This window comes from Gluconacetobacter johannae (genome assembly GCF_014174305.1).
Classification (GTDB): Bacteria; Pseudomonadota; Alphaproteobacteria; order Acetobacterales; family Acetobacteraceae; genus Gluconacetobacter; species Gluconacetobacter johannae.
In genome coordinates, this window is the sequence record NZ_JABEQH010000012.1 from 93,263 (window position 1) to 120,239 (window position 26,977).

The following is a 26,977-nucleotide window of genomic DNA, read 5'->3' on the forward strand; positions in this document are numbered from 1 at the left end:
CCACCCCTTGCGCTTGCCATCATGCCCGCCTGGGCCGGAAGGATAGGCTGGACCGTGACATATCGCGCGACCCTGGACGGGGAAGTCCACCGGTTTTCCGACCTGCGACAGGTCCTAGCCCGCGCGTCGCCCCAGCGGTCGGGCGACGAACTGGCCGGCGTCGCCGCCGCCGACCCGGTCGCGCGCATCGCCGCGCGCTACGCCCTGGCCGACATCCCGCTGGCGGCATTCCTCGACGACCTGCCGGTCCCCTACGAAACCGACGAGGTCACGCGGCTGATCGTCGATACGCACGACGCCGCGTCCTTCGCCCCGGTGGCGCACATGACGGTGGGGCAGTTCCGCGACTGGCTGCTGTCGCACCAGGCCGACGCGGCGGCCATCGCCGCCCTGTCGCCCGGCCTGACGCCGGAAATGGTGGCGGCCGTCAGCAAGCTGATGCGGAACCAGGACCTGATCGCGGCGGCGCGCAAGATCGAGGTCCGCACCGCCTTTCGCAACACGCAGGGCCTGCCGGGCCGGCTGGGCAGCCGCCTTCAGCCCAACCACCCCACCGACGACCCCAGGGGCATCGCCGCGTCGCTGCTGGACGGGCTGCTGCTGGGGGCGGGCGACGCGGTGATCGGCATCAACCCGGCCACCGACAACGTCGCCCACGGCATCGTCCTGCTGGACATGCTGGAGGCCGTACGCACCCGCTACGCCATTCCCACGCAAGGCTGCGTGCTGACGCACATCACCAATTCCATCGCGATGATCGAACGCGGCGCGCCGGTCGACCTGGTGTTCCAGTCCATCGCCGGGACCCAGGCCGCCAATACCGGCTTCGGCGTGTCGCTGGCGCTGCTGGCCGAGGCGCGCGACGCCGCCCTGTCGCTGAATCGCGGCACGGTGGGCCGGGACGTGATGTATTTCGAGACCGGCCAGGGCGCGGCCCTGTCGGCCGACGCCCACCACGGCATGGACCAGCAGACCGCCGAAGTGCGCGCCTACGCCGTGGCGCGGGCCTTTTCACCCCTGCTGGTCAACACCGTGGTCGGCTTCATCGGGCCGGAATATCTGTACGACGGCAAGCAGATCATCCGCGCGGGGCTGGAGGACCATTTCTGCGGCAAGCTGATGGGCCTGCCGATGGGGTGCGACGTCTGCTACACCAACCATGCCGAGGCCGACCAGGACGACATGGACAACCTGATGATGCTGCTGACGGTGGCCGGGGTGAATTTCCTGATCGCCGTGCCCGGCGGCGACGACGTGATGCTCAGCTACCAGAGCCTGTCCTGCCACGACATGCTGACCCTGCGCGCCAGCTTCGGCGTCCGCGCCGCGCCGGAATTCGAGGCGTGGCTGGCGGGCATGGACCTGCTGGACACGCGTGGACGGCTGCGCCTGAACGCGCCGCAGGCCCTGGGCCGCATCATCGCCCCCGAGGGCTGACGCCATGACCCGATCCCCTCCCGACCGCACCGCCCCCCCGATCATCGACCCCCCGAGCACCGACCCGGAGACCGATCCATGGGCGCCGCTGCGGGGCCTGACCCGCGCCCGGGTGGGCCAGCCCCGCGCCGGCGACACCGTGGCGGGGGGCGAGGTCCTGGCCTTCCAGCTGGCCCACGCGCGGGCCCGCCGGGCGGTCATGGCCCCCCTGCGGCAGCAGGCCCTGGCGCTGGACGGCCCCGTCCTGCCGGTGTGCAGCCAGGCCGCCGACCGGGCGACGTTCATCCGCCGCCCCGACCTGGGCCGCCGCCTGTCGGCCGACAGCGCCGCGCGCCTGCCGCGCGGGCGGTATGACGTGGCGTTCGTGATCGCCGACGGCCTGTCGGCCCTGGCGGCGGAACGGCAGGCCCCGCCGGTGCTGGCCGCCTGCCGCGCGCTGCTGCCCGGCTGGCGGATCGCGCCGGTGGTGGTGGCGCACAATGCGCGCGTCGCCCTGGGCGACGACATCGCGCACCGCCTGGGGGCCGGATGCGTCGTCATGATGATCGGCGAACGGCCGGGCCTGAGCGTGTCGGACAGCCTGAGCCTGTACATGACCTGGGACCCGCGCCCCGGCCGGCTGGATAGCGAACGCAACTGCATTTCCAACATCCACGACCACGGCGGCCTGTCCGCCGAAGCCGCCGCCGCCCGGCTGGCCGGCCTGCTGGCGGGCGCGCGCCGCCTCGGGCGCAGCGGCATCGCGCTGAAGGACGAGACCCCGGCCTCGGAGCCTGACCGGAAATGGGGGCTGGCGCGCGAGAGCGGAACGCAGTGAAGCGCCCGGCGTGTGTTTTTGAGCACCGAAGCGGAGCGGCCTTATCGGCCGTGAGCATCGGAGCGCAGAAAACGCGCGTCGGATCGCCGCCAGCGCGCATTTCCCGTCAGGCCAGGGCGGGCACGCCGATCAGCATGCCATGCAGCCAGACCGCCACGGCGATCCAGGCAACGGCGCCGATGACCAGCGCCATCGCATCGCCCCGCGCCGATCCGGCCGGATAGACGGTGCCGGCCACCCGGTCGCGCCGGCGGGAGACCCGGAAATCGAGCACGGCCCACAGCAGGAACGGGCCGAACAGCACGACGTCATGCACCATGCCGGTGGCCAGCAGATGGCCGAACGCCCAGACCTTGACGCCGGCCAGCATCGGGTGGCCCAGACTGGCCTTGAGGTGGTTGCGCGGCACATAGGCCGCCGCGACCAGCACGAAAGCCGCCAGCGTGAACAGCGCGTTGACATGGCGCAGCCACGCCGGGGGGCCATACAGCAGGTGCGGCTGCATCCGCGCCGCGCCGAACCCCATCACGATCAGCACCAGCCCGGCCAGCGAGACCAGCGAGAAGACGCCCTTCCAGCGCATCAGGCCCAGCGCGGCGACCTGCCGGGCCCGCCAGTCGGGCGCGACCATATGGACCGAATGCATGCCGAGAAAGAGGGCAAGACCGCAGATCAGCAGCAGCATGACGCGACGCCCCTTCGATGCCGTGCGGTGATCGGGAAACGATCGTGACAGGACCGGGTTCCCCCGGGCGCGGCAAAAACGCGGCGCGCCGAAACGGCCTGGCGCACCTGCGTCTTCATGACGCGAAACCCCCGGGCCTCGACAGGCGATTTCCTGCCCCGCACGCCTAGCGGATGCCCATCGCCTTCATCTTGCGATACAGCGTCGCGCGGCCGATCCCCAGGTTGCGCGCCGTCACGCTGGCATTCCCCTGCGCCAGGGTCAGCGCCGCGCGGATGACATGTTCCTCCGCCCGCTGGAAGCTGATCTCGTCGCCCGCCTCCAGCCCGGTCAACAGGTTCGGATGCGTGCGGATCATGTCGTCCGTCCAGCCCGTCAGCGCCCGCGCCGCATGGGTCGCCCCGGTCACCTCGCCATCGGCGTTGATCGCGACCAGCGGGGCCGAACAGCCCGCCGCCACCCCCAGGCTCAGCACCTGCTGGCCCTCATGACGGGCGCGGAACAACTGCTCCTCGATGCGCCGCCCGGCCTGCAGCAGCGTGTCCAGCACCAGCGACGCCACCGCCCGCGTCGCGTTCCCGTGGAACGCCGCCAGGTTGATCGCCCCCGCCAGGCGGCCCCGCGCGTCGAAAATCGGCACGGCATAGCTGGCCAGAAGCGAAAAGCAGAACCGCCAGTGCTCGCCCTCGCCCAGGAACAGCGGGCAGCAATCCCGCACCGCCGTCCCGATGCCGTTGGTGCCCGCCAGCTGCTCGTTCCACAGCGCCCCTTCGCGCAACTGCAACCGCCGGCAGACCGGCAGATGCGTCTCGTCCACGCAGCGCGCCAGGATCATCGCATCCGGGTCGGCCAGCAGGACCATCAGGCCCAGCCCCTGCACCAGGCCGAACAGCCGCCCCATCTCGGGCAGCGCCGTTTTCAGGAAGGCCGCCGACGGGCCGCCGGCATGGCGGAATTCCGCCCCGGACAGCACATCGGCCGTCCACCCCTGCGCGGGGTCAAGCTGATAGGACCCCGAACACCGCTGCCACGACTTCGCAACCTCGCCCACGCCCGGCGCCTGTGGCCCAGGCACCTGCCCCAGGGGGCGGGGGGCCGCGTCCTTACCGCAAGCCGATTTCATCTTCGCCGACCGTCCGCGCATCCGTTGACACCGCCCCTCCGCTCCGGAGAAGGCCGCTTACTTATACAGCATAAGACATGCCGTCATACGCATTTCGTGTCACGTTCCGGCGCGAACGCCCGCCGTCACCACAGATAGACGAACTTTATGTAATACGCGTTGCTTTCGGGAATGTTACGGCCATCGACCGAGTGCGAATAGCGCGTGGTGAACGACACGTCCTTCGCGATGTTGAACATGGCGCCCGCGCCCAGCGCCACCTCGCGGCTGTTCGACTCCGCCACGTCCTGGCGGGCCGTCCGGTCATAGGTGCCCGTCACGTTCTGCCAGTCCAGCGCGAAGAAGGGCTCGACCAGCCGCGTGGCTTTCCAGCTGAACCGCAGGTTGCTGTAGAACACCACGCCGGGCGAATAGCTGTGTTCGCCCCTGACATGCTTCGTCGAGCCGACCACGGTGCCGACATCGCCGTCGAAGCTGAAATGCCGCCATTCGTAATCGAAAATCAGGCTCGAAATGTTCGACCAGTAGTTCGGCGACGTCGCGTCGCGCGTCCCCACCGGCGTCTGCATGAAGGTCTGGATGCCGAACGTGCTGTGGCTGTTCGGCTTGAACCACGCCGCCGGGCCGACGATGGTGGGGCCGAACCCGCCATAATTGGTGCCGTTGGCAAGGGTGTAGCTTTCGCTCTGGATCAGTTCGAAGGCGAAACCGACATGCGGAATCGCATCGAAGCTGCGGAAATGGACATATTTCGTCAGGCCCGACCAGGTGTGCCCGCCCCCGCCGGGCGTCCGCTGCCCCAGGGAGTTGTAGGAATGCCCCGCCGCATTGCCGTCGCCGTACTGCACCAGCACGTTGAAGGGTTTGAAATCGACAGGCAGGTCATATTCATGCGGACCGATGATGCCGAGCGTGACATCCGCCGCCCGCGCCGCCCGCGCGCCCAGCAGCGCGACCGAGGCGACGGTGAGACCGACCACGGCACGACGCCATTCCGATTTTTCCGTCCGATACATGGAGAAATTCCGTCGAGAGACGCGGGCATCCGGAGATGCCCGCGCAAAGTTTCCCGCCCAAGGGCCACCGGCCCCCGATCGGGGTCCAGGGCCTCAGGCCCTGGCGGGTTCGGGCAGCGCCCGACCTGTCCCGCCAGGGCTGGCCTTATTGCGCCGGAACGCCCTGCGCGCCATCCAGCGTATAGGCGATGATGTAATCGCCGCTGCGCGTCCCCAGGCCGCCATGGCCGCCGGCCGCGATCAGCACATACTGCTTGCCGCCGATCTCGTAGGACATCGGCGTGGCCTGTCCGCCCGCCGGCAGGCGGTCGTTCCAGATCACCTTGCCCGTCGCCAGGTCGAAGGCGCGCAGGTAATCGTCGGCCGTGGCGCCCATGAACACGACACCGCCCTTGGTCACGATGTTGCCGCCGATATTATACATGCCGGTCGGCAGGGGCAGGTTGTTGTGCGTGCGGAAGGGCCCGGTGTCGCGCGTCGTGCCCACCGGATGCTGCCAGACGATCTTCTTGGTCACGAGGTCGATCGCCGTCAGCGTGCCCCACACCGGCCCCTTGCAGGGAATCTGCAGCGGATTCAGCCAGGGATTGGTAAAGGCGATATACGGCGTGCCGTAATCCGGCGACACCGAAAGCGCATCGCCCTTCGCCGCCGGCTCCTCGCCCTGGCCGCTCCATTTCGGCAGCGTGCCCGACCCTTCCAGCGTCTGGCGCTTGTCCAGCTTGATGCGGAACGGCAGGTAGCTTGCATTGGCCAGCAGGATCTTGCGCTGCGGGTCGATGGTGATGCCCTGCCAGTCCACCACGCCATAGAACGCCGGATAGACGATCGTCGTCCTGCCGACATGCGGCGGCGTGAACTGCCCCTCATACGCCGACTGGCGATATTCGATGCGGCACATCATCTGGTCCAGCAGCGTGGCACCCCACATGTCGCTTTCCCGCAGGTTCGGGGGCGTCAGGCTGGGCATCGCCGCCGGATAGGGCTGCGTGGGCGAGACACGGTCGTCAGGCGCATGATCGGCCGTCGGAACGGGCCGTTCCTCGACAGGATAGCCCGGAACCGGCTGCCCGGTGCGGCGATCCAGCACGAAGAATTCGCCCCGCTTCGTGCTCTGCACCAGCGCCGGCACGCTCTCGCCGTTCGGGCCGGGCAGTTCGACCATGGACGGGCCGGAAGGAAGATCCATGTCCCACAGGTCATGATGCACGGTCTGGTACGTCCAGCGCCGCTCGCCCGTCACGATATCCAGCGCGATGGTGGCCGAGGACGTCGCATCGTCAAACGGACGGCGCGAGCCACCCCAGTTGTCGGGCGGCGAATTGCCCGTGGGGATATAGACCAGGCCCAGGGCCGGGTCGGCCGTATAGACGCCCCACGCGTTCGGCGTGTCGCGCGTCAGCACGTCGTCCGGGCCGGGCTTCCAGGTCTCGGGGGTATGGCCGGCATCCCACGCCCAGGCGATTTCGCCCGTCGTCGCGTCGAACGCCCGGATGGCGCCCGAGGGCTCGAAATTCGCCTGGTTGTCGAAGATCCACCCGCCGGTAATCAGGCGGTTCTTGGCCACCATCGGCGGCGAGGTGATGAAATGGAAGCCATGGGGCACATGGCCCAGGTACTGGCGCATGGAAATGAAGCCATGGTCGCCGAAATCGTCGCAGGGCTTGCCCGTCTCGGCATCCAGCGCCACCATCCGCACATCCGCCACCGGCGAATAGATGCGCGTGCGGCAGTTGGTCTGGATCTCGTCGGGGATGCGGTAATAGGTCACGCCACGGCAGGCCAGATAGACGTTCTTCGCCAGGTCGGCCGTCGCCGGATGCGGGTCGAACTTCCATTTCACCTTGCCGGTGGCGGCGTCCAGCGCCATCACCCAGCTATGCGGCGTGCACATGTACAGCGTGTTGCCCACCTTGATCGGCGTCAGTTCCAGGTTGAACTCGTGCCCCTGGTCCGGCCCCGCGACGCTGCCTTCGCCATCCTGCTGCACATCGCCCGTGCGCGTCAGCCAGGCCCGCTTCAGGGTGCCGATGTTCGCCGGCGTGATCTGGCCCAGCGGCGAATAGCGGTCGCCCCCCACCGTGCGGCCATAGGCCGACCAGTCGGCATCGGCCACGCCGTCCGACGCCGGGTCGGGCTGTCCCTGCGCCGCCATGCGCTCGGCGGGCACCGTCCCGTTGATCGAATAGCTGCTGAAACAGCTCGCCACCAGCGCCAGGCCGGAAATCGCGACCGCGCCCAGCACCTCGCGCTTGTCGCCAAGCCAGCCCGCGCCGGCCCGCCAGACCCACGGCAGCAACAGCCACGCGCCCAGGCCGACCAGCATCATCAGGCGGACTTCAAGGCCCCAGATGTCGAACCCGACCTCGACCAGCGCCCACAGCGTGGCCGCCAGCAGGAACGCCGCATAGATGCGGTTGGCCAGCTTCGGCATCCTGATCCCGCAGAACGCCACGCCCAGCATGACGGCGCCCGCCAGGATGTAGAACCACGAACCACCCAGAAAAAGCAGTTGCGCTCCACCGAAGAAAAGAAAAAGCCCGATCAGGGCGAACAAGGCCGAGGTTACGATAGACAATAACCTCCCGATACTCTCTCGCATACCGCGTTTCTCTCTGAAGTTTTCATGGCCACACATGCGCGGCAGTATCGGCGTACTGTCCCCGCTGGCCGGCGCCCCTGAACAGCATGGCCCCCGCACGGGGCGCCATGCTCGACAGGGATATGCTCACGCAGGAGTGTTCCACGATCGCGCACCTGTCTCATGGGTGAGACAGGTCGCGGCGGCAGCGCCCGCCCCACCTTCCCTTTCCCGCTCGCCTGGTGTCTATGGAACGGCCCCCCGACCAAGAGAACCGGCCCGATGTACACACCCCCCGCCTTTCGCACCGACGACCTGCCCACCGTGCACGCGATGATGCGCGCCACCCGGCTGGCGACGCTGGTGACCGCCACCGCCGAGGGTCCGCTGGTCACTCCCCTGCCCCTGCTGCTGGCCGAGGACGAAGGCGAATACGGCGTGCTGTACGGCCATGTCGCCCGCGCCAACCCCCAGTGGAGCACGCCCGCGACCGGCCCGGCGGTGGTCCTGTTCATGGGGCCGGACGCCTATGTCTCGCCCGGCTGGTACGCCGCCAAGCGCGAGCACGGCAAGGTGGTGCCGACCTGGAACTACACCGCCGTGCAGGCCACCGGCCCGGTCGAATTCTTCGACGACGCCGACCGGCTGCGCGACATCGTGACCCGCCTGACCGACCGGCACGAGGCCGGACGCCCCGCCCCCTGGGCGGTGTCCGACGCGCCGGACGCCTTCATCGCCGCCCAGTTGCGCGGCATCGTCGGCCTGCGGCTGCCCATCGCGCGGCTGGAGGGCAAGCGCAAGCTCAGCCAGAACCGCACGGCCGAAGACCGCGCCGGCGTGGCCCAGGGCCTGGCCGCCGGCCCCGACCCCGCCGACCGCGCCCTGGCGGCCCTGATCCCGCGCTGACGTTTTCGTGCGGTCGCGCCTGCCCCCTTGTCCGGCGTGTCGGCGTACCCACGCTTACTGGACCAGCCAAGAGGAGAGGGCCCCATGTCCGACTCTATCACCACCCACCAGACCGAGACGCATGACCTGATCGCCTCGGACAAGGTCGAAGGCACCGCCGTCTATTCCCGTGACGGCGAAAGGCTCGGGACCGTCAAGCATTTCATGGTCGACAAGCTGACCGGCCACGTCACCTACGCGGTCATGAGCTTCGGTGGCTTCCTGGGGATCGGCAACAGCTATCATCCCCTGCCGTGGAACACCCTGAGCTACGATCCGGCGCAAGGCGGATACGTCGTCAACCTGACCCGCGAGCAACTGCAATCGGCCCCGGTCTACACCGAAGACACGATGCCCAACTGGAGCGACGACATGTACAGCCGCGGGATCGACGATTACTATCGCCGGCCCCTGGACATGTAGCACCGGCCACCTGTAGCACCGATCGCCTTCAGGCTTCGCGATCCGGCGGAAGGCGACGCGATAGCGTGTTCCGGACATGCCGTCCGGATTCACAGGTCTTTTCAAATCCGCCGGAAAAATTCCAGGCCGGGGCGGCACGGTCCATTCGCCGTGATCGCGCCCCGGCCCCCGCGCCGCGCGGCGCGCGCCGGTCGTTCGGAACCGAAGCGCCATTCCGGCTGTCCCATCCCATATGCGGCGCGGCGGCGCCGCCGTCCCTGCCGGATTCGGGCCGCACCCGACCTTCCTTTTCCCATGCCTGCGGGCGGGGCTTGCCACGGCCCGCCCTGAGTGCGTACGCAGAGGCGATCCGCGCGGGCCGACCTTGACCCGTCGGTCAGGATCCTAAAAAAAGCGGACTCCCCGGTGCTCTCGGGGATATGAGACGTGCCGTCGTTCCGGCCGGAATAACGGGACGCGGCGAAGCGGCGAGGCGGAACATCGGATGCCGGGGATCGTGGGGTATGTCGTCCTGAAACATGGCGTTGTCGGAACGGGTCTGGCGGTTCTGCTCTGCCTGCTCAGCAGCTACGCAAGCATGGTCCTGCTGGACCGGGCGCGGCACAACGCGGAGGATGGCCGGGCGCTGTGGATCGGCGGGGCGGGCGCCGCCGGCGGGTTCGGGATCTGGGCCACCCATTTCATCGCCGTGCTGGCCTATCGGCCGGGCGTCGCCCTGTCGTTCCGGCCCGGGCCGACCCTGCTGTCGCTGCTGATCGCGATCCTGACCACCTCCGCCGCCATCAGCCTGGCCGCGGGCCACGGCATCGCGCGGCCCCCGCGCCGGGCCGCCAGCGCGGGCGCCGCGATGATATTCGGGCTGGGTGTCGCGGCAATGCATTTCATCGGCATGTCCGCGATGCGGATGCCGGGGAACATGATCTGGAACGGCACGCTGGTCGGCCTGTCGGTCGGGGCAGGCGTCGCGCTGTCCCTCGCGGCGTTTCTCTCGGCGCGGCGGCGCACCGACACACCGTTCCGGCGACTGATCCCGGCCCTGTTGCTGGGGCTGGCGATCGCCGGCCTGCATTTTACCGCCATGTCCGCCCTGACGATACAGCGTCTGCCCATGGCGATGGCGGCCGGGCGGATGCGTGGGCCGGCCCTGTCGTCGCTGGTACTGATCGCCCTGATCGGCATCGGGGCCGTCGCGCTGCTGTCCATCGGGCTGGCCGCGGCCTTCTTCGCCCGGCGCGCCGAACGCGCGGTCCGCACGAGCGACCTGAGCTTCCGCCTGCTGGTCGAAGGCGTGCGGGACTATGCGATCTACATGATCGACCCGCACGGACGCGTCAGCACCTGGAATGCCGGCGCGGAACGCCTGAAAGGCTACACGTCCGCCGAGGTGCTGGGCCGGGATTTCGGACAGTTCTACTCCGATGACGAGAGGCAGGCCGGCGAACCCCAGCGCGTTCTGGCCGACGCCCGCGCGGGCAGCGTGACGCGGCAGGGATGGCACCATCGCAAGGACGGCACGCCGTTCTGGGCGTCGGCCACGATCGAGCCGCTGCGCGACGCCGAGGGCGGCCTGATCGGCTACGCGCATATCACGCGCGACCGCACCAGGCAGAAGGAGGACGCCGACCGCCTCGCCCAGGTCACGCGCAACCTGGACATCGCGCTGGAAAACATGTCGCAGGGCCTGTGCCTGTTCGGGCCGGACGGCCGCGTGATCCTGGCGAACGGGCGCTGCGCCGAGCTGTTCAGCCTCAACGTCCATGACATCGCGCCGGGCATGGAATATCGCGCGTTCCTGACCCGCGTCTACGCCGCGCTGGGATGGGCCGGCGACCCGCTGCGGCGGCGCGTGGACGAGGTATGCGACCTGCAGATGGCCGTGATCCGGCAAGGCCGGGACGGACAGTTCCTGCTGCGCCTGCGCGACGACCGGGCGGTGCAGGCCACGGTGCGGACGACGGCCGACGGCGGGTGGGTCGAAACCTACGAGGACATCACCCAGCGGCTGGAGGCCGAGGCGCGCATCGCCTATCTGGCGCATCATGACGGGCTGACCGGCCTGCCCAACCGGGCGCAGTTCAACGACCTGCTGCGCCGCGACCTGACGATGGCCGGCCGGGCCGGGCAGCGCCTGGCGGTGATCTGCATCGACCTGGACAAGTTCAAGGCGATCAACGACCAGCACGGCCACGCGACGGGCGACAAGGTGCTGGGGGTCCTGGCCGGGCGCATCCGCGCCATCCAGGCCGAGGACGAACTGGTGGCGCGCCTGGGCGGCGACGAATTCGCCGCGGCCAAGCGGTTCCACGACATCGCCGAGTTGCATGCCTTCATCGGGCGGCTGGAGGCCTGCCTGTCGCAGCCGATCGTGCTGGAGGGCTTGGAACTGCGGCCCGACGCCAGCCTCGGCGTGTCGCTGTATCCGCAGGACGCCGGCACGGTCGACACGCTGATGGTCAACGCCGACCTTGCGATGTATCGCGCCAAGGCGGCGCTACGCGAACGGATCTGCTTCTACCAGGCCGAAATGGACGAGGCCGCGCGCGGCCGCCGCAGCCTGGCCGCCGCAGTGTGGGAGGCGCTGGACCGCAAGCAGTTCCACCTGAATTTCCAGGTGCAGAAGAAGGTTTCGACCGGCGAGATCACCGGCTTCGAGGTCCTGCTGCGCTGGCGCCACCCCGAATGGGGCCTGGTCCCGCCGATGGATTTCATCCCCCTGGCCGAGGAATGCGGGGCCATCCTTCCCATTGGCGAATGGGTGCTGCGCGCGGCATGCCGGGCCGCGGCGGGCTGGTCGCACCCCTACACGGTCGCGGTGAACCTGTCGGCGGTGCAACTGGGCGACGACGGCCTGGCCGACCAGGTGGCCGCCATCCTGGCCGAAACGGGCCTGGCGCCGCACCGGCTGGAACTGGAGATGACCGAAACCGCAATCGTGGTGGACAAGGCGCACTCGCTGCGTATCCTGCGGCGGATCAAGGCCATGGGCGTGTCGATCGCCATCGACGATTTCGGGGTGGGCTACTCCTCCCTCGAAACGCTGCGAACCTTTCCGTTCGACAAGATCAAGCTCGATCGCAGCTTCATGAACGAAATCGAGCACTCGCCGGAATCCAAGGCCATCCTGCGCGCCATCCTGGCCCTGGGCCGCAGCCTGAACATCCCCGTGCTGGCCGAAGGGGTGGAAACCCGCTCCCAACTGGATATCCTCGACGTCGAAGGCTGCACCGAAGCCCAAGGCTACTTCCTCGGCCGCCCCGGCCCCGTCGCCACGGACACCGTGGAGACCCCCGCCAACGCCTGAAAACCAGGGGCGGCAAGCCTCAGGGCGCTGCCCTGAAACCCGCCAAAGGGCATCGCCCTTTGGAAACCCAGCCGTTCAGGCAGGGCAGTCCATTTCCCCCCGGAGTTGACGGCGGCAGCGCAGCCCGTAGGTCCGGGTTGCGGGGAAAGCGGAATGTCGGCTTTTCGGCGAATGTCAGGAAAAGCAGATCACCGCGTTAGCAACGCCTTGCTCCAGATCACATGAATCGGAGCAGTGGCTGGATAAAGAGCGGATTAACGGCCGATTACTATTGTGCTGGACGATCTAAGTCGTCGGGCCTGTCATCATTCGGACGAACGCCCTGCTGCGTGGGAAACGAAGTTGGCTTCAATTGTGTGACCTTGCATAAAAAGGCAATATAATATATCATATTATGCGTTTTCAATAAATTAACGATATAGAATAATGATCTCGCTTAAATGCCAAAATTTTAAAAGCCGCAATGATTTTCTGGATTTTGTTTCAGCATTGGAGAGCGAGAGTGGCAATACAAACATTGCTGTAGCAGAACAGGCGCTTTGCCAGATGAAGAAAGACTTGGGTGAGGCTTTTGGACACATCGACCAAGCAACCCAGACGATGGAAAATCAGGTCCAGGCTGTTATCGCGGCCCGAAAGGCCAGGTTAGACGGCGAAGATAGTCTGGAAGAGATGGGCCTGCCCGCCCTGTACGATGAACGTAAAACATGGATTGCAGAGATTACTTCCTATCATAAAAAGATAGTCAGTAAAATTGAGGAATATCACCGCCGAAACCTTTTCTCGTTGAAATATGGCCAAGGCCGCATGGCTTGCGTCTTCGGCAAGGTCAAGGCTGGCAAGTCATCCCTAGGAAACTTTGTCGCCTATGGGGTCATCTCACCGGACGCCCACTCCATCAAAAGCGTTTCACCGCAGCCAACCTTCTTTTACGAGACAAGCAGCGGCCTGAATGAAAAGATGTCCCCTGAAATCATGGCGAGGCAAAGGGCATTTGGTATCGGCATTGCCGAGACCACGTCTTCCATTCAGGGTTTTAGCCTTCCGGGTTTCACTTGGGTAGATACACCAGGTGTTGATTCCGCGAACGCCTCCAATGGGGACTTGGCCTATCAGTATGTCGATGCTTCCGATCTCATCATTTATACGCTGAATTCCAGCAGCCCCCAACGTGAGTCGGACAGGACCAAAATTTTGTCATTCCTACGCAGTGGCAAGCCACTTTTATTGGTTATAACAGCCTCTGATACGATGGACGAAGATGAAGACGCTGACGGGAATATCATCCGTACCCTGACTATGAAATCCGATTCTGTGAGGCAGGAACAGTGTGAGGGTCTGCGTGCTTTCATCGAAAGTGCATTCGAACCCCAAGAGGTTGGTCTCTATGAATTCTCGGTAGTGTCCGTTTCTGCGCGGTTTGCGTGTGAAGGAAATGGCTCTCCGGAGACGTTATGGTGCCAGAGTGGCATGCAAAACTTCTTCACGACCATGGCTCAGATATTGGAGACCCAAGGTGAGTGCGCGCGCATGGTGACATCGCTGCGTGATATCAGCGACTGCATGAAAGAGGTGATGGCAACCTTTGCCAAAATTGATGCCGCGAGTGAGATCTTCTCGAACGATATCGCGTCATTCAAAAAGAAATTGGGGGAATACTGCCGGAATGCTGCTCACGAAATAGCTTCGATGAAAACGGATGAAATTTGCGCTAGCGCTGAAGAAATGGCTGCAGAGAAAAAAAACGAAGCCCTTCATACCATATTAAAAAAATATAGAACCTCTTCTACTAACTTTTTTTGTGCAATTGTGGCAAATAAATTTGGTCATGCAGCCCCAATTAAGCCAAAATTTATATGCTCAAGCATGAAAAGTATTCCTGAATACGAGAATATTTATTCTACGACCAAGCGTGAGAGTTCTATGGGCAAAGGCGTGGGTTCGACTGCTGGAACGGCAATTGGGGGAGTTATCGGTTTGGTAGGAGGGCCCGTCGGGGCGATGATAGGCGGCGCGGTTGGCTCCTTCGTCGGCGGTCTTGGGGGAAGTCTGTTTGATGGCGAGAGCGAAACGAAAGTCCTGACAGGAGATAACCGTGCCGTTGTTGCCGCTAATGCGAACAGCCTGTTCGAAGTCTGGATGACAGAAGTGTCTGGACCAATCGAAAAGTGGGTAAACGACTGGGTTTCACCAAATACTATTCAGTGCGTTAGTGAGCTTTCCGTCGTGACCGAAAAATACAAGAAGGCATTCAACACAATAATTGAGAGCCTTGAAGAGGAATTGAACCATGTTGCTGCCTGATTTCGCACCCATTAACGAGACATTCAACACGGTATCTCCGGCCATAGACCGCTGGCTTGGCCAAAATGCAAGTTCTGAAATGGCATCTGCCCTGCGAACCCGGGCTGAGACGGATCGACCGCGCATCATGGTCTATGGAGTCTATAACGCGGGCAAGAGCACATTGCTCAACGCGCTGCTTGGTTCGGAGCAGGCCGCCATGGCCGACAGGCCGGAGACGGCCGAGATTAAAGGGTATGACTGGCGAGGATATACGCTGCTCGATACGCCCGGCATCGACGCCCCTATCGAGCATGAGGCGGTTACCGAAAGCTCCCTCAACAGGAGCGATGTCATCCTTTTTGTCGTTGCCGCCGGTGGTGTCGCGGCAGAGGGGGAAACATGGAATGCTCTCATCGACATACTGCGTCGCGGCCGCCGTCTTCTGCTCGTCATTAACGACAAGATGTCCCTCGAGCGTGACGGCGAGGAGTATGTGGTCGTCATTGATAGTGCGCGGGCCCATCTCCAAAATTTCGCTGAGAAGGCGGGCATAAAAAATATTCTCGATAAGGTTGATCTCTGCGTTGTCAATGCACGTTCTGCTCTGAAGGGGCGAATGGAAAACAAGTCGGCCCTAGTCAGAAACAGTGGTCTTGATGAGTTGGAGCGCAAGCTCTTTCAGTTCCTTGAGGACTGCGATTATTCGGTTGTCTGCCGCTCCGCTGCAAGAGACGTTCTTGACCTGATCGATAAGGCCTCTGCGGTTCTGGAGGAAAGAGCGGGGAATGAGGAGAGCCGTTGCGTCGATGAGCTTGACCGGACAGTTCGCAAAAGCAGGGAAAGAGTGGTTTTGAAGGCGCGAGCACGTCTCGACACCATTATTGGCTCCACGCGCCCCAGAGTTTTGGCCTACTGCCGCAATAAGGTGAGTGACCCAAACGTGCCGGAAAGCGACCTGACGGAAATCGCGGATGGTATGGAACAGGATTTGTGGTCTCATATGGAGGCACAAATCGCGGAAGAATACCGTGGCCTTGACGCTGATGTCGAAAAACTGGCCGAACTCATCAAGTCGAAAATTTCCCGAACCGACATCAACCTTGAAGCAGGGGAGGAGCAGAAAAGCAGTGTGTTCGGGAAGCATTTCTCTGAACTCGGCCAAAACCTCAGTTCAGGTTTGTCGGCACTTCCTGCCGAGCAGTCGACGACTATTTTGAAATCTGTTCTCATGTTTGGCAAAGACGTGTCAAAAACAAATGTTGGGGCGGTTCTCAAGCCCCTTTATCATATGAAGGGCGCGGTCAGGCTTGGCGCAGTCGCGGCCAAATACGGCAAATTCCTTGGACCGGCATTGACTGCAATTTCCGCCGTTATCGGTTTTGGAGTGGCAATTCATAATGAACTGAAAGCGCGTCGGGAGGCAGAGCGCCAGGCGCGTGCCATAGCCGATGCCGCAGACAATTTCCTCTCAAAATACAGGCAGGATGCCATGCTCTGGATTTCCCAGCAGGCTCAGCAGGCATTTGAAGTGCTTGAGAATAATGTCCGTGTCCGTCTGAAGGAAATTAGTCAGGAGAATACCGCGCTCATGGAGGACCGCACGCTCTTCTTGACCGCCAAACAGACGCTTGAACAGTATAATTACTGACCAGGTTTTGAAGGCCCGCAAAGTTCCGGCATTGCAATCATGAAGCGTGCCGGGTTGTACCGTGCCCGGACTGTTGGTTACACAGTCCCCCTCACAAGAGGGGGCTGTACCACTATGATTTATATAGGCTCATACCAACCCAGATCGTCCACTTTCAGATGGATCGATTATGTCTGCTCCGGGTAACGCTGCTCAAAATACCTTATGTCCGCTACGAGGGCGCCTACAGACACGCCATTCCCGCAAGTCCACCCCCCGCCCAAACGGTCGTCCCCCTCATGAATCGTGCGGGTGCGGCTGCGCGGCAGGCCATGCCTGCATCCCGATCCGCGCGATTTCCAGCAGTCTCTCCCGCGACGCGCCGTCGCGGGCCTGCACCGCCATGCCGCGCAACAGCGAACCATAGAACGCCGCCAGCGCTTCGATGTCCGTATCGGCAGGCAGGTCGCCCGCCGCCATGCCGCGGCGCAGGCGGTCGGCCATCGCGTCCTCGGACTGGGTGCGTTGGCTGGCCAGAAGGTCGCGCAGGCGTGCCTGGGTCGGCGCACACTGGGTGGCCGCGACCGCGATCATGCACCCCGCCGGCAGGTCGTCGCGCGTGAACTCGGCCGCCGCTGCGGCCAGCAGATGCCCGAAGGTGGTCCGCGTGTCGGTCTCCTCGTTCAGGGCGGCAAAAAACCACCCTCCGGCGACCTTGATGTAGGCGTCGATCGCCTCCTGGTACAAAGCCTCCTTGCTGCCGAACGCATGGTAGAAGCTCGACGCACTGATCCCCATGGCCGCGATCAGGTCGTCGAAGCTGGTTCCGTCATACCCCCGGTCCCAGAACAGGCGCATGGCCGCGCACAGGGCCTGCCCCCGGTCGAAGGATGGCGGCCGGCCCCGGCCACGCCGCTCGCCACCGATTTTTTTTGGTGTCATCGCTCCATAAATCCTTGAACGCGAAATCACGCCCCTCATATGTCGCATATTGGAGCGGCCACTCCAAATTTTAAGCCATCCATCTACGCAACCCGGGCGCCAGGGCCGCGCTTCGCTCCCAGCCCCAGCAGACAGGGACATTACCAATGAGCAAGCTTTCCGGAAAAGTCGCAGTCGTCACCGGCGCCTCCAAGGGCATCGGCGCCGGCATAGCCAAGGCGCTGGCGGCGGAAGGGGCCGCAGTCGTCGTCAACTACGCCTCCAGCAAATCGGGGGCCGATGCAGTCGTCGCCGCGATCACAGACGCAGGCGGCAAGGCCGTGGCGGTTCAGGGCGACGTCTCGCGCAAGGCCGATGCCCAGGCCCTGGTCGATGCCGCGATCAATCAGTTCGGCCGGCTGGATATTCTGGTCAACAACTCCGGCGTCTATGAATTCGCCTCGATCGAAGAAATCACCGAGGAGCATTTCCACCGACAGTTCAACGTCAACGTGCTGGGCACGCTGCTGACGACGCAGGCCGCAGTCGGCCATCTGGGCGCGGGTGGCAGCATCATCAATATCAGCTCGGTCGTCTCGCGCATCACCCCGCCCAATTCGGCGGTCTATACCGGCACGAAGGGCGCGATCGACGCCATCACCGGGTCGCTGGCGCGTGAACTCGGACCGAAGCAGATCCGGGTGAACGCCATCAATCCCGGCCTGATCGAAACCGAAGGCACCCAGACCGCGCACGTCGTCGGCTCGGAGATGGAACAGGCCATCGTGGCGCAGACGCCGCTGGGCCGCACCGGTCAGGTGCAGGACATCGCGCCGCTGGCGGTTTTCCTGGCTTCCGATGACGCCCGCTGGCTGACCGGCGAAACGCTGATCGCCTCCGGCGGCCTGCGCTGACATCCGGGACCAGGCGTGACGGCGCCGGGCCGGGAATCCGCGGGGTCGGGCCCAAGGATCGGGGCAGCGTGGGCGGCGAAAACCCGCCGGCCTCCCCTCTTTGGGCTTGGTCGGCCTTCCCGGCCGTGCGTCGCCAAAGGCCATCGCCCTTCGGACGCCCAGGACGTCAGGAAACGAACGGGATGCAAGGGCCCCTGCCGGCTTCCGGCAGGGGCCGACCCGCGCGCACTCCGCCCTCCCCCGCCAGATAATCCGCATTCGCCGCCACCAGCGCGTCCCAGTCCCGTCCGTCCGGGGCCACGCCGCCGGCGGGCATCAACTGCCGCCAGGCCAGGCCGTGCACCTCCATCAGCCGCGACCGCAGCCAGCGCCAGGTGCAGCGTTGCGTCGTGCCCCAGGTCAGCAGCGTGACCAGCGAGTCATCCGCCACGCCGTCATAGGCCCAGGCCAGCAGGCAATGCCCGCCCCACGACCCCGGCGTCTGGTCGCCCGGCGTGGTCGTGTCCCACACCCCGTCCTGCTGGTCGGCGCGCGCCAGTCGCACGCCCAGGTATGCCGCCCCCATGCCGGCCATGATGTTCCGCATGCCGTTCAGGTCGTCCGCATCGGCGCTGCCCCAAACCGGAAACAGCGTCTGCCCGGCCAGCCGGTAGCCATCACGCGCGGCGTGGGTCAGCACGTCCACCTCGACCCCGCCCCGGTCGGTCGCCGGGTCGCCGGGCACATAGCCGGTCGAGGCCGCATAGAACGCCTCGGCCTGCGCCGTGCCCACCGCCACCTGAAACCCCGCCAGCGCCGCCGTCGCGCGGATATGGTTGCCGATGCCGGCCGACGTGCAGTCGCCCAGCACGTCATTGCCCAGCATCAGCGGCGCCGGGTCGATGCCCGCCCGCACCAACCGGTCGGGCGCGCGGCGCGCCATCATGTCCAGGCCCGACAGGCGCGGCTGCCCCGGTCGGGTCCGCGCGGGGCGGCAACCCAGTCTGCGTGCGATCATGCTGCTCCCCTCCCGACCCCGACGGCGCCCGTCCTTCACACCCCCCGATAAATCGCCGCCCGCACCGCCGGCGCCGGGGGCGCGCCCGGCCCCGCCGACATCGCCGCCGGCGTCAGCCCCACGGCCTGCAACAGCAGCGGAATGATCTGCCCGGCCGTCTGGACATAGGCCCCCACCCCCGGCGCGAAGGCCGACACGATGGGCGTCGCGATGGTCAGGATCGTCTGGAATTCCGACGCCAGCGACGACGCCCAGCCCTTGCCGGTGTCAATGTCGATCGCCCCGCCCGACGCCGCGTTGATCTGCGCCGTAATCGTCTTGATCCGCTCCAGCGCGGCATTGACCTGCGCGACCTGGTCCGCGCCGAGATGCGACGACAGGCCCGGAATGGCCTCGATCGCCTCGGCCGCGAACGCGACCGCGCCGGCATCGGCGTTCAGTTCGGCGGTGTCGATCGTGGTCGTGCCGCCGGTGGTGGCGCAGGCGGACATCGACAGGCCCAGGCCCACCAGCAGCGCCATGCCCGCCAGCGGCGTCCCCGCGCCGGACCCCGACGCCCCCGATCCCCCCTTGCCGGGCCGCGCCAGGTTCGCCACGTTGCGGAAATTCTGCGCCGCGATATTCAGCAACGCATAGACGCGCCCATAGGCCGACGCCGCACGGGCCGGCACCGGCAGCCACGGCATCAGCGCCGCGCACACGCCGCACACGGCCGCCACGTCGATCAGATACTGCACCGGCACGATCGTCAGAAACGACTGGAAAACGGTCATCGGGTCCATGCTGGCCCTCCTTATGCTGCAATCGCGCGCCGGAACGCCGCGATGTTGGTGGTGGGGTCCGCCGCGCCGAGCTGCGTGTTGTAGACACGCTTGTGCATCGCGCTCAGGCTGGCGGCATCGTTCGCGGCCGGCAGCGCATCGGGCGCGCGGTAATATTTCAGCCGCGCCATGGCGCAGGCGTAGCGCAGGTTGCCGACAAGCTGCTGCATGCGCGGCAGGTCCGAACAGGTCATCCGGCGCACGCGTGTTTCAATCTCGGCGAACCGGTCGTCGGGCAGGAACGTGCGCCAGATATCGTCGTGGGTCGCTGGTTCCATCTGCCACAGGCCCAGCGCCGGGCCGCCGCCAAGCTGCGCCAGCCAGACCCCGCCGCTTTCGACCAATGCCGTGCCGGTCAGCAGATTGACCGCCGCATCGCCACCCAGCCCCAGCGCCGCCAGCGTGGGGGCGACGACGCGCCATTTCAGTTGCGCGGGGTCGATGCCGGCCATCAGCGCCCCCCCAGCCGCAGCACATGGCCGATCCAGTCCACGAACGGCTGGAACCCCAGCAGCGCCGACACCACGCCGCCGATGCCCAGGCCCATGTTGCGAATCACCTTGATGCCGCCTGCAATCTGCTCGCTCTGGCGGATCAGCGTCCGTTGCGCCTCGTTCAGCGGGGCCGTCGTCTCGGCAAGGGTCGCGCGCATCTCGCTCCGCAACCCGGCAATCGCCTGCTGCGTCTGCTGGGAATCGCGGTCGGCCCGCCGGTCCTGATGTTCGCCGCGCGTGCGCCCCTCGGCCGAGATCTCGGCCAGCTTGACCATCAGCCCCTGTTGCCCGGCCTCCAGCCGGCCGATCCGCAGGCCATGGTCGCGCAGCGCCTCCGACGCCTCGACGGGGTCGAGCGCCACCGGCTCGGGCCTGTGTTCGTCCTGGCGTGCCGGGGCCGCGCTCATCCGCCAACCCCGGTGTAGATGATCCTGTTCAGGCAGATGGCCGGCGGCACATTGGCGGCGGCCCCCGTCCCGCTGCCCGAAATCGTTATCCCGCTTGTCGCGGAATCAATGACAATCCCTGTCGTGCTCTGCGACGTCTGCCAGTTTGTTCCACCCTGCGTATAGGAATAGGCGTAGTAATGCGCGGTATCGGTCCCGCTGTCGCGCATGGTCTGGTAGCCGTACTCGTGCGTATGGCCCGGATCGTTCAGCGCATGGTCATGGCCGGGATCGGTCAGCACATGGGTGTGCGCCGGCGCATTCTGGTCGCCGCCCACAGCGCCCGGAACGACCGCATTGACGCCGGAACCCGCCATCGTCAGCCGGTTGGCCGCCGCACCCCCCATGTTGTCGACCCCGAACGTCGCCCGCCCGCGCAGGTCGGGAAGCCCGAACGTCGTCGCGCCGTCACCGGGCCCGAAAATCGTCCCGATCGCGGCGAACAGCGCGGCATAGGTCGTGCGGCCGACAGTCTGGCCGTAGCACAGCAACCATCCGGGCGGCGCGGCCGCCCCGGCAAAATCCATGATCGCCCCGACCGGCAGCGTCCCCGTCCCGCCGGTGCCGACGCCCACCGGGTCCATCGCCCAGACCTGGTTGCCCTCGGCATCGTCCAGCACCACGGCATAGGCCGGATCGTCCAGCAGGAAGATGTCGCCGAACTGGCCGGCCTCGTCCGCGACAACCGGGTTGGTATTGGCGATGGTCAGCCCCGGATCCGCAAAGGTCGCCTGCGGCGTCGTCGTACCGGCCTGGTAGAAAAACAGCCGCGCACCCACACGCGGCACGCCGGAGGCATCCACGCTGAAACTGTTGGGCCAGATGAAACGAGCGGCTGAACCAGACATGCACCATACCCCGACCGCGCCCCACGCGGGGGCGACTGGATAAGCGGGCGGTGCCTGTGCCCCGATGCCGCATCCTAGCCGAAAAATGGGCAAACGGGCAACCGTGCGTTATCGAATATGGGAAATATATGCAGCACATCACGGTTTTTCCCATCACGTCGCCCACCCGCCCCCTCCGGCCGTCATGCAGGAGGAGGGACTCCGCCCTGCACGCAGGGGCCTTTGCCCCCGGACGGAAAGGGGGGAGTCTGGCCGCGCCAACAGCCGAGGTCACCTGATGCAACAGCGTTCCGTTCCGTCCCTCGCCCTTCTCGCCGCCCTGGCCGCCACCCCGGCCGTCGCGCTGGCGGCCGCCCCTCCCACCCACACCGCACGGCCCGACCAGACCGCGGTGGACCACGATTTCAGAAGATTGTCGCGCGACGGGCTGCGGGCCTTCGCCGATATCGACCTGGCGCGCCAGGCCCTGGCGCAGGGCGACAAGGGCGCGGCCGGCACGTTCCTCGACGACGCCAACGCGGCGCTGGCCCACGCACAGGCCGACACCCACGCCTTCACCCGCGCCGAGGCCGCCCTGACCCCGCCGGCCCACGCGCCGCAGGGCACGCACGGCAAGGCCCCCGACGCGGCCGCCACCGCGCCGGCCGTCACCTGGATTCCGGTCGATGCCGAATATGTGGTCTCGTCCGATCCGGCCACCGCCCCCGCCGAAAAGGCCCTGGCCGCGAAAACCGCCAGCCAGCACCTGAAGAAAGGCGAAACCGCCGCCGCCGCCCAGACCCTGAAGGGCGCGGATGTCGATGTCGATTTCGTCATGCTCGTCGCACCGCTGCAAAGCGTGACGGCCGACGTCTATCGGGCCTCCAACCTGGTGCGCGGCACGGACACCACCGGCGCCGACCAGGCCCTGCAGGACGCCCAGAACGCCACCCGCTTCATCGCCGACGACATGGTGTTCGTCCCCACGGGGCCGAAAGCCTCCTGACCCGAAGGGCGAAGGCATTATTGTGAATGGCTCTTTCGCGGCCTGCCTCAGGGCGCTGCCCTGAAACCCGCCAAAGGGCCGAGCCCTTTGGAAACCCAGTCGTTGGTGCATGATCGGGGTCCAGGGCCTCAGGCCCTGGTGGGTTCGGGCAAAGCCCGACCTGTTATTCCGAATCCCCGTTTTGGGAAAATACCCGCTCCCCCCTACATCGTAATGCCCGCCCCGGCGAAGGGATCCTGGTAGCTGCTGTCCCCGCCCGCCGCGCCCAGCAGCGAGCCGAGCACCCCGGACGACCCTCCGCCGGCCAGCAGCGCCAGCGCGTTGCCCAGCCCGCCCTGCAACGCGCTGGTCGCCCCCAGCGTGCCCTGCGCCGTCGCATTCCCCGCCCCCGACAGGGCGTTCAGCACGTCGCCGGCCGCCTGGTTGCCCTGGCTGCCGATCGTCCCGGCCGCCGAACTGCCCATGCCCGCCAGGCCGGACAGCGCGTTCATGTAATTGCCGAACTGCGTCCCCGCGTAATTCTGTGCGTATTTCTGCAAGGCGTTCATCTGGCCGCCCGACAGCGCCAGCCCGCGCGCCGCGGCCGACTGGTCCAGCCCCTGTTCGCCCTGCTGCAACGGAAACTGGTAATAGGGCGTCTGGACGAACTGGTTGTACGCATCCAGCGCGCCCGCCCCCTGGCCGGACGTCCCGCCCGGCAGCCCCATCAGGCTGGCCAGGCTGTACAGCGCATTCGTCCCCGTCGAGACATAGGGCGACAAAGTCTGCCGGGTCTGGTCATAGACCTGCTGCTGGAACTGGTTCGCCGCATCGAATTCCGACGCCCGCTGGCGGGCGGCACCCGATGCCGCATCCGCCCCCATGATACCGCCCGCGATCGAACCCAGCGCGCCCAGCCCGCCCGTGATTGCCGTCACCATCAGCCGATCCACTTCCCGAATTGACGTTCCATTTCCACCCAGCCCAGTCGCTGGAAAATCCGGCCGACATCCAGCGACCGGCCCGATGGCGCGGTATGGATCTTCGTGCCGGTCACCAGCCGCCGCACCCCGCGCGCCGCCAGCGTGCGCTCGGCCTCGCGGAACAGCCGCAGGCCGGCAGTCCACCGCCGGTCGGCGGGGCGGACGTAATACAGATCGAAAAACGCATGCGGCGTGCTGCAATGATGCAGATGCGGCCAGACCAGCGCGACCAGATAGCCCACCAGCCTGCCGCCATCGCGCATGGTCACGACATGCAGCGCGCCCGCCGCCTCCAGCGCCGCATAGGCGGGCAGGTCCATGTCCAGCGGAACCCGCGCCTGATCCACCGCGACCTCGTGGAAATGCGCCGCCCACAACGGCCGCATGTCCGCCAGCGCCGCCGACCAGGGTTCGACCCGATAGACGATCACGAGGGGGTCACCTGCAACCCGCCCGCCGAAATCGTCAGCGCGGCCCCCGCCGTCGCCACCGCCGCGATCGCATCGCCCGGCCCCAGCACCTTGCCGATCTCGTTCGGGCTGTTCCAGCTCTGCCCCGGCAGAAGGGTCTGGTTGAACGTCGTGGCGTTCGCAGGCCCCGCCTCGCCCCCCGCCGGAACCAGATAGATCGTGATCTGCACGGCAACGGTGGCGACATTGCAGACGCCCAGCGCGTCGATGCGCGTCAACACCCCGCCGGGCGAGGCATAGAGCGCCGTCGTAACGCCGGGGACGAACTGCGCGGGAAGGATGGAAACGGGCTGAACGGGCATGGCACCTGCAATCGCATGCGCGCCCCCCGAGGGGGGCGTCGGATAGCGGGCGATGCCTATGCCCGGATGGGATATGTGTACTTCACGAGGGGATCGACGCGCAAGCGCGAGTTTGCCAGGGGATCACTCCATGCAGGCGCGCTGAGCACTATTTCGCGCCGAATATTATCAACGCCTTGTCGGGTGCGCCCGTCAGGCCATTGATCCGATCTCCAAATACACACTGCACACACTTTCTTCTTGCGATTAATGTGTATCGTGTGTATAAGAAACACATGAACAGCGCCGAGCTGATCCGAGAGCTGAAGAAAGCGGGATGGGCCGAAGTCCGGTCGCGGGGCTCACACCACATATTCCGCCACCCAGACCACGGGCACTCGGTCACGGTGCCCCACCCCAAGAAGGACCTGGGCAAGGGGCTGGTCGCCGCGATACGCAAGCAGGCCGGGTTGAAGTGACCCGGCAGGAGGGGAAAATGCGCTATCCTATCGTGATCGAGCACGGGTCGGACGCTGAGGCATATGGCGTTGTCGTGCCCGACCTGCCGGGGTGCTTCTCTGCGGGGGATACGTTCGACGAAGCGGTGAGCAATGCGTCCGAGGCGATCGCGCTCTGGATCGAGGATGCCATCGACCATGGACAGTCCGTGCCGCGTCCATCTTCGCTCGACGCCTTGCGCGCCAACTCCCAATGGTCCGGACCGGAATGGATCTGGGGCTTTGCAAGCGTCGATCCCGCGTTTTTTGATGATATGTCCGAGCGCGTGAACATCACGCTTCCCCGCCGCGTCCTGGCTCGACTGGATAGCCGGGCGAAAGAAGCGGGGGAAACCCGCTCGGGATTTATCGCCAAGCTGGCGCTGGGTGCGTGACGGGGGGCCATTGATCCGCCTCGCATGCCCCACGTGCCCTTCGGCGACGCCCACCTCACGGCGCTGCGACTCTCCAGCCCTCACAATGCCGTCGGCAGCGGAATGGTCTTCGTCTGCAACGCCGACGCGAACGCCCCGATATTGAACGTGCCCAGCTTATGGAACGCCACCCCATCGTCACTGAACAACACATCGAATATCTGCGGGGTCTGGCTATACCAACTGCCGCTCCGCGAGGTGATGGTGATCTGGGCCGCGCCGACCGGAACCCCATAATCGAACACGATGAACGGGGAAGGGGCATAGTTGTTCGAGCCCCAGTTCGTTCCGGTATCGCCGTCATAGACATTGGATAGCGGCTGTCCGCCATAGGTGTCGGTCGAGGTGGAGGCGACGGGAATCAGGTTTGCGCCCCCCACTGTCGCGGCAAGATAGCATTCCCCCATCGTGGGCGGCTGCGTGCGCGCGGTCGAGATCATGTTTCCCAGCGCCCAATAGCGATGCGCGCCCACGACGCCCCCGCTCCCCCCCGGCGGCGCGGCCCATGTCCCGTCGGCCCGCAGGAAATTCGCCGTGCCCCCGCCGCTGGCCGGGGCCGCACCCGGCAGGCCGGCGGTGAACGGCTGCACCAGCGCCGTCAGTTGCGCCGGCGTCAGCGCCGAGGCCACGGCCGCGCCGCCGCTGACATTGCCCAGCACCGTCCCGTCCGCCAGCGCCGGCACGCCGCCCGTCGTGCCGCAGGAAAACGTCCCCGTCGCGGGCGCGTAGTTCAGATGGTTGCCGCCAACGTCGGGGCAGGACGGCAGTTCGCCATGCCCCACCGGCCCCGCGACCTGCGCGCGGGCAGGGGCGGCCAGCGCCAGCGCGCCGGCCAAAATCAGCAAAATCGTCTTCATTCCGAATACCATTGCGTTGAACTGTTCTGCCAGAACGTGGCGACGCCACCGGCCAGGATCGTGACCGGCGCATCCGCCGCCATCGCGTCGATCCCCCCGCCCGCAGGCGGATAGACCAGCAGCGCCGCCGCGCCGCGATTCAGCACCTTCCGCCAGGTGCCCACCGCCCCCGCCGTCAGCACGGCCCCGCCGCCGGCCGCCACGGTGGTGAACAGGTTGACGTTCGCCACCAGCGCGGCGGCCGATCCCTGCGTGGTGCCCGCCGCCGCCAGCCCGCCGGCAAAGCTCTGCGCGGACGGCGCCCAGGCCTGCCACGCCCCGTCCCAGGCATAGACCTGCCCGATATCGGTGGCGTAGTAGAACCCCAGGCAGCCACTGGGGATATTCGGCGTCGCCGGCCGCGCGGCGGCGGCGCCATAGCCGAAATAATCGGTAATCAGCGTGCTGTGTCCCATCAGATCGGCACCCCGATTGTCTGCCCCGTCGGATCGGACAGGATGCCGATCGGGGATGTGTCGCCATTGACCAGCGGCAGCACGCCGCCCGTCCCGTTGCCGCCGCCCCCGGCCGCCCAGCCGTCCGCCGTGCCGGCGCCCGACTGCTTGGCCCACAGCGCCCCGCCCGCGTCGCCGTCGCGTTGCAGGTAGACATCGCCCACCCACCCCACGACCCGCCCGGCCGGCACGCCGAACCCGTCGATGACCCGCGCGCCATGATGCAGCACGACGACATCGCACGGCCCGCGCGGCGGCGGCGGCGGGTCCGGCCGCGCCACCGGGGGCGGCGGCGGCACGGCGGCCAGCATCGCC

Annotated in this window: 26 protein-coding genes and 1 pseudogene; 11 read left to right on the plus strand and 16 right to left on the minus strand. The window is 66.3% G+C overall.

Features of this window, described 5'->3' with window-relative positions:
- Positions 1 to 54 precede the first annotated feature (54 nt).
- A complete protein-coding gene (locus HLH21_RS10230) occupies positions 55 to 1,437 on the plus strand; it encodes an ethanolamine ammonia-lyase subunit EutB (protein WP_182943653.1) in 1,383 nt (460 codons plus the stop codon).
- Positions 1,438 to 1,441: 4 nt separating this feature from the next.
- Positions 1,442 to 2,254 (plus strand): ethanolamine ammonia-lyase subunit EutC, encoded by an 813-nt coding sequence (eutC, locus tag HLH21_RS10235; protein WP_182943654.1) that lies wholly within the window; start codon positions 1,442 to 1,444, stop codon positions 2,252 to 2,254.
- A gap of 106 nt (positions 2,255 to 2,360) precedes the next feature.
- Here the strand turns inward: eutC and HLH21_RS10240 are convergent, their stop codons facing one another.
- The 4 genes from HLH21_RS10240 to HLH21_RS10255 form a co-directional block, all read right to left on the minus strand.
- Complete coding sequence (locus tag HLH21_RS10240; RefSeq protein WP_182943655.1) at positions 2,361 to 2,939, minus strand: NnrU family protein; 579 nt, start codon at positions 2,937 to 2,939, stop codon at positions 2,361 to 2,363.
- A gap of 166 nt (positions 2,940 to 3,105) precedes the next feature.
- Positions 3,106 to 4,062 carry a helix-turn-helix domain-containing protein gene (locus HLH21_RS10245; RefSeq protein ID WP_182943656.1) on the minus strand — a complete coding sequence of 319 codons (957 nt, stop codon included), beginning with the start codon at positions 4,060 to 4,062 and terminating at the stop codon, positions 3,106 to 3,108.
- Between the two features lie 125 nt (positions 4,063 to 4,187).
- Positions 4,188 to 5,078, minus strand: coding sequence for a transporter (locus HLH21_RS10250; protein WP_182943657.1), 891 nt, complete (start codon positions 5,076 to 5,078; stop codon positions 4,188 to 4,190).
- 145 nt (positions 5,079 to 5,223) lie between these two features.
- Positions 5,224 to 7,680 carry a membrane-bound PQQ-dependent dehydrogenase, glucose/quinate/shikimate family gene (locus HLH21_RS10255; RefSeq protein ID WP_182943658.1) on the minus strand — a complete coding sequence of 819 codons (2,457 nt, stop codon included), beginning with the start codon at positions 7,678 to 7,680 and terminating at the stop codon, positions 5,224 to 5,226.
- Positions 7,681 to 7,941: 261 nt separating this feature from the next.
- Between HLH21_RS10255 and HLH21_RS10260 the strand changes: the two genes are divergently transcribed.
- From HLH21_RS10260 to HLH21_RS10280, 5 genes are all read left to right on the plus strand, one after another.
- The gene (locus HLH21_RS10260; RefSeq protein WP_182943659.1) at positions 7,942 to 8,565 is read left to right on the plus strand and encodes an FMN-binding negative transcriptional regulator; all 624 of its coding nucleotides are present in this window, start codon (positions 7,942 to 7,944) and stop codon (positions 8,563 to 8,565) included.
- A gap of 84 nt (positions 8,566 to 8,649) precedes the next feature.
- Complete coding sequence (locus HLH21_RS10265; protein ID WP_182943660.1) at positions 8,650 to 9,027, plus strand: PRC-barrel domain-containing protein; 378 nt, start codon at positions 8,650 to 8,652, stop codon at positions 9,025 to 9,027.
- A 484-nt stretch (positions 9,028 to 9,511) separates the two neighbouring features.
- Complete coding sequence (locus HLH21_RS10270; RefSeq protein WP_182943661.1) at positions 9,512 to 12,328, plus strand: bifunctional diguanylate cyclase/phosphodiesterase; 2,817 nt, start codon at positions 9,512 to 9,514, stop codon at positions 12,326 to 12,328.
- Between the two features lie 426 nt (positions 12,329 to 12,754).
- Complete coding sequence (locus tag HLH21_RS10275) at positions 12,755 to 14,632, plus strand: dynamin family protein (protein ID WP_182943662.1); 1,878 nt, start codon at positions 12,755 to 12,757, stop codon at positions 14,630 to 14,632.
- Complete coding sequence (locus HLH21_RS10280; RefSeq protein WP_182943663.1) at positions 14,619 to 16,262, plus strand: dynamin family protein; 1,644 nt, start codon at positions 14,619 to 14,621, stop codon at positions 16,260 to 16,262. Before HLH21_RS10275 ends, HLH21_RS10280 begins: the two co-directional genes overlap by 14 nt.
- A gap of 276 nt (positions 16,263 to 16,538) precedes the next feature.
- Here the strand turns inward: HLH21_RS10280 and HLH21_RS10285 are convergent, their stop codons facing one another.
- Positions 16,539 to 17,183 (minus strand): TetR/AcrR family transcriptional regulator, encoded by a 645-nt coding sequence (locus tag HLH21_RS10285; protein ID WP_246379567.1) that lies wholly within the window; start codon positions 17,181 to 17,183, stop codon positions 16,539 to 16,541.
- Between the two features lie 146 nt (positions 17,184 to 17,329).
- Between HLH21_RS10285 and HLH21_RS10290 the strand changes: the two genes are divergently transcribed.
- Positions 17,330 to 18,076 carry a glucose 1-dehydrogenase gene (locus HLH21_RS10290; RefSeq protein ID WP_182943664.1) on the plus strand — a complete coding sequence of 249 codons (747 nt, stop codon included), beginning with the start codon at positions 17,330 to 17,332 and terminating at the stop codon, positions 18,074 to 18,076.
- 166 nt (positions 18,077 to 18,242) lie between these two features.
- Here the strand turns inward: HLH21_RS10290 and HLH21_RS10295 are convergent, their stop codons facing one another.
- Genes HLH21_RS10295 through HLH21_RS10315 form a run of 5 tightly spaced genes read right to left on the minus strand, consistent with a single transcriptional unit; the run spans position 18,243 to position 21,682 of the window.
- Positions 18,243 to 19,073 carry a hypothetical protein gene (locus HLH21_RS10295; protein WP_246379570.1) on the minus strand — a complete coding sequence of 277 codons (831 nt, stop codon included), beginning with the start codon at positions 19,071 to 19,073 and terminating at the stop codon, positions 18,243 to 18,245.
- 35 nt (positions 19,074 to 19,108) lie between these two features.
- The gene (locus HLH21_RS10300) at positions 19,109 to 19,855 is read right to left on the minus strand and encodes a hypothetical protein (RefSeq protein ID WP_182943665.1); all 747 of its coding nucleotides are present in this window, start codon (positions 19,853 to 19,855) and stop codon (positions 19,109 to 19,111) included.
- Between the two features lie 11 nt (positions 19,856 to 19,866).
- The gene (locus HLH21_RS10305; RefSeq protein ID WP_182943666.1) at positions 19,867 to 20,346 is read right to left on the minus strand and encodes a hypothetical protein; all 480 of its coding nucleotides are present in this window, start codon (positions 20,344 to 20,346) and stop codon (positions 19,867 to 19,869) included.
- A complete protein-coding gene (locus tag HLH21_RS10310; RefSeq protein ID WP_182943667.1) occupies positions 20,346 to 20,795 on the minus strand; it encodes a hypothetical protein in 450 nt (149 codons plus the stop codon). The genes HLH21_RS10305 and HLH21_RS10310 overlap by 1 nt, the downstream gene beginning before the upstream one ends.
- Entirely contained in the window at positions 20,792 to 21,682 is an 891-nt protein-coding gene (locus HLH21_RS10315) for a phage tail protein (protein ID WP_182943668.1), read from the minus strand. Before HLH21_RS10315 ends, HLH21_RS10310 begins: the two co-directional genes overlap by 4 nt.
- A 277-nt stretch (positions 21,683 to 21,959) precedes the next feature.
- Between HLH21_RS10315 and HLH21_RS10320 the strand changes: the two genes are divergently transcribed.
- Complete coding sequence (locus HLH21_RS10320) at positions 21,960 to 22,667, plus strand: YfdX family protein (RefSeq protein ID WP_182943669.1); 708 nt, start codon at positions 21,960 to 21,962, stop codon at positions 22,665 to 22,667.
- 203 nt (positions 22,668 to 22,870) lie between these two features.
- Here HLH21_RS10320 and HLH21_RS10325 read toward each other — a convergent pair whose 3' ends face one another.
- Genes HLH21_RS10325 through HLH21_RS10335 form a run of 3 tightly spaced genes read right to left on the minus strand, consistent with a single transcriptional unit; the run spans position 22,871 to position 24,401 of the window.
- Positions 22,871 to 23,587, minus strand: a complete 717-nt coding sequence (locus HLH21_RS10325) for a hypothetical protein (RefSeq protein WP_182943670.1) — start codon at positions 23,585 to 23,587, stop codon at positions 22,871 to 22,873.
- Positions 23,587 to 24,060, minus strand: a complete 474-nt coding sequence (locus tag HLH21_RS10330; protein ID WP_182943671.1) for a GNAT family N-acetyltransferase — start codon at positions 24,058 to 24,060, stop codon at positions 23,587 to 23,589. The genes HLH21_RS10325 and HLH21_RS10330 overlap by 1 nt, the downstream gene beginning before the upstream one ends.
- Positions 24,057 to 24,401: a hypothetical protein gene (locus HLH21_RS10335; protein ID WP_182943672.1), complete on the minus strand. Its 345-nt coding sequence runs from the start codon at positions 24,399 to 24,401 to the stop codon at positions 24,057 to 24,059. Before HLH21_RS10335 ends, HLH21_RS10330 begins: the two co-directional genes overlap by 4 nt.
- Positions 24,402 to 24,676: 275 nt before the next feature.
- On the opposite strand from HLH21_RS10335, the gene HLH21_RS10340 reads away from it, so the two are divergent.
- Positions 24,677 to 24,859 (plus strand): type II toxin-antitoxin system HicA family toxin, encoded by a 183-nt coding sequence (locus HLH21_RS10340; protein WP_182943673.1) that lies wholly within the window; start codon positions 24,677 to 24,679, stop codon positions 24,857 to 24,859.
- A 17-nt stretch (positions 24,860 to 24,876) separates the two neighbouring features.
- Positions 24,877 to 25,272, plus strand: a complete 396-nt coding sequence (locus HLH21_RS10345; protein WP_182943674.1) for a type II toxin-antitoxin system HicB family antitoxin — start codon at positions 24,877 to 24,879, stop codon at positions 25,270 to 25,272.
- Positions 25,273 to 25,352: 80 nt separating this feature from the next.
- Here the strand turns inward: HLH21_RS10345 and HLH21_RS10350 are convergent, their stop codons facing one another.
- The 3 genes and pseudogenes from HLH21_RS10350 to HLH21_RS10360 all read right to left on the minus strand — a co-directional run.
- On the minus strand, positions 25,353 to 26,168 hold the full coding sequence (locus HLH21_RS10350) for a discoidin domain-containing protein (protein WP_246379572.1): 816 nt from the start codon (positions 26,166 to 26,168) through the stop codon (positions 25,353 to 25,355).
- Positions 26,165 to 26,623 carry a hypothetical protein gene (locus HLH21_RS10355; protein ID WP_182943676.1) on the minus strand — a complete coding sequence of 153 codons (459 nt, stop codon included), beginning with the start codon at positions 26,621 to 26,623 and terminating at the stop codon, positions 26,165 to 26,167. The genes HLH21_RS10350 and HLH21_RS10355 overlap by 4 nt, the downstream gene beginning before the upstream one ends.
- Positions 26,623 to 26,977 (minus strand): annotated as a pseudogene (locus tag HLH21_RS10360) (hypothetical protein); the annotation flags it as partial. The pseudogene HLH21_RS10360 and the gene HLH21_RS10355, both read right to left, overlap by 1 nt.

Coding starts and splice junctions, on each gene's coding strand:
- eutC (WP_182943654.1), top strand. CDS start 1,442: ATGACCCGATCCCCTCCCGACCGCACCGCCCCCCCGATCATCGACCCC.
- HLH21_RS10240 (WP_182943655.1), bottom strand. CDS start 2,939: ATGCTGCTGCTGATCTGCGGTCTTGCCCTCTTTCTCGGCATGCATTCG.
- HLH21_RS10245 (WP_182943656.1), bottom strand. CDS start 4,062: ATGAAATCGGCTTGCGGTAAGGACGCGGCCCCCCGCCCCCTGGGGCAG.
- HLH21_RS10250 (WP_182943657.1), bottom strand. CDS start 5,078: ATGTATCGGACGGAAAAATCGGAATGGCGTCGTGCCGTGGTCGGTCTC.
- HLH21_RS10255 (WP_182943658.1), bottom strand. CDS start 7,680: ATGCGAGAGAGTATCGGGAGGTTATTGTCTATCGTAACCTCGGCCTTG.
- HLH21_RS10260 (WP_182943659.1), top strand. CDS start 7,942: ATGTACACACCCCCCGCCTTTCGCACCGACGACCTGCCCACCGTGCAC.
- HLH21_RS10265 (WP_182943660.1), top strand. CDS start 8,650: ATGTCCGACTCTATCACCACCCACCAGACCGAGACGCATGACCTGATC.
- HLH21_RS10270 (WP_182943661.1), top strand. CDS start 9,512: ATGCCGGGGATCGTGGGGTATGTCGTCCTGAAACATGGCGTTGTCGGA.
- HLH21_RS10275 (WP_182943662.1), top strand. CDS start 12,755: ATGATCTCGCTTAAATGCCAAAATTTTAAAAGCCGCAATGATTTTCTG.
- HLH21_RS10280 (WP_182943663.1), top strand. CDS start 14,619: ATGTTGCTGCCTGATTTCGCACCCATTAACGAGACATTCAACACGGTA.
- HLH21_RS10285 (WP_246379567.1), bottom strand. CDS start 17,183: ATGACACCAAAAAAAATCGGTGGCGAGCGGCGTGGCCGGGGCCGGCCG.
- HLH21_RS10290 (WP_182943664.1), top strand. CDS start 17,330: ATGAGCAAGCTTTCCGGAAAAGTCGCAGTCGTCACCGGCGCCTCCAAG.
- HLH21_RS10295 (WP_246379570.1), bottom strand. CDS start 19,073: ATGATCGCACGCAGACTGGGTTGCCGCCCCGCGCGGACCCGACCGGGG.
- HLH21_RS10300 (WP_182943665.1), bottom strand. CDS start 19,855: ATGGACCCGATGACCGTTTTCCAGTCGTTTCTGACGATCGTGCCGGTG.
- HLH21_RS10305 (WP_182943666.1), bottom strand. CDS start 20,346: ATGGCCGGCATCGACCCCGCGCAACTGAAATGGCGCGTCGTCGCCCCC.
- HLH21_RS10310 (WP_182943667.1), bottom strand. CDS start 20,795: ATGAGCGCGGCCCCGGCACGCCAGGACGAACACAGGCCCGAGCCGGTG.
- HLH21_RS10315 (WP_182943668.1), bottom strand. CDS start 21,682: ATGTCTGGTTCAGCCGCTCGTTTCATCTGGCCCAACAGTTTCAGCGTG.
- HLH21_RS10320 (WP_182943669.1), top strand. CDS start 21,960: ATGCAACAGCGTTCCGTTCCGTCCCTCGCCCTTCTCGCCGCCCTGGCC.
- HLH21_RS10325 (WP_182943670.1), bottom strand. CDS start 23,587: ATGGTGACGGCAATCACGGGCGGGCTGGGCGCGCTGGGTTCGATCGCG.
- HLH21_RS10335 (WP_182943672.1), bottom strand. CDS start 24,401: ATGCCCGTTCAGCCCGTTTCCATCCTTCCCGCGCAGTTCGTCCCCGGC.
- HLH21_RS10340 (WP_182943673.1), top strand. CDS start 24,677: ATGAACAGCGCCGAGCTGATCCGAGAGCTGAAGAAAGCGGGATGGGCC.
- HLH21_RS10345 (WP_182943674.1), top strand. CDS start 24,877: ATGCGCTATCCTATCGTGATCGAGCACGGGTCGGACGCTGAGGCATAT.
- HLH21_RS10350 (WP_246379572.1), bottom strand. CDS start 26,168: ATGAAGACGATTTTGCTGATTTTGGCCGGCGCGCTGGCGCTGGCCGCC.
- HLH21_RS10355 (WP_182943676.1), bottom strand. CDS start 26,623: ATGGGACACAGCACGCTGATTACCGATTATTTCGGCTATGGCGCCGCC.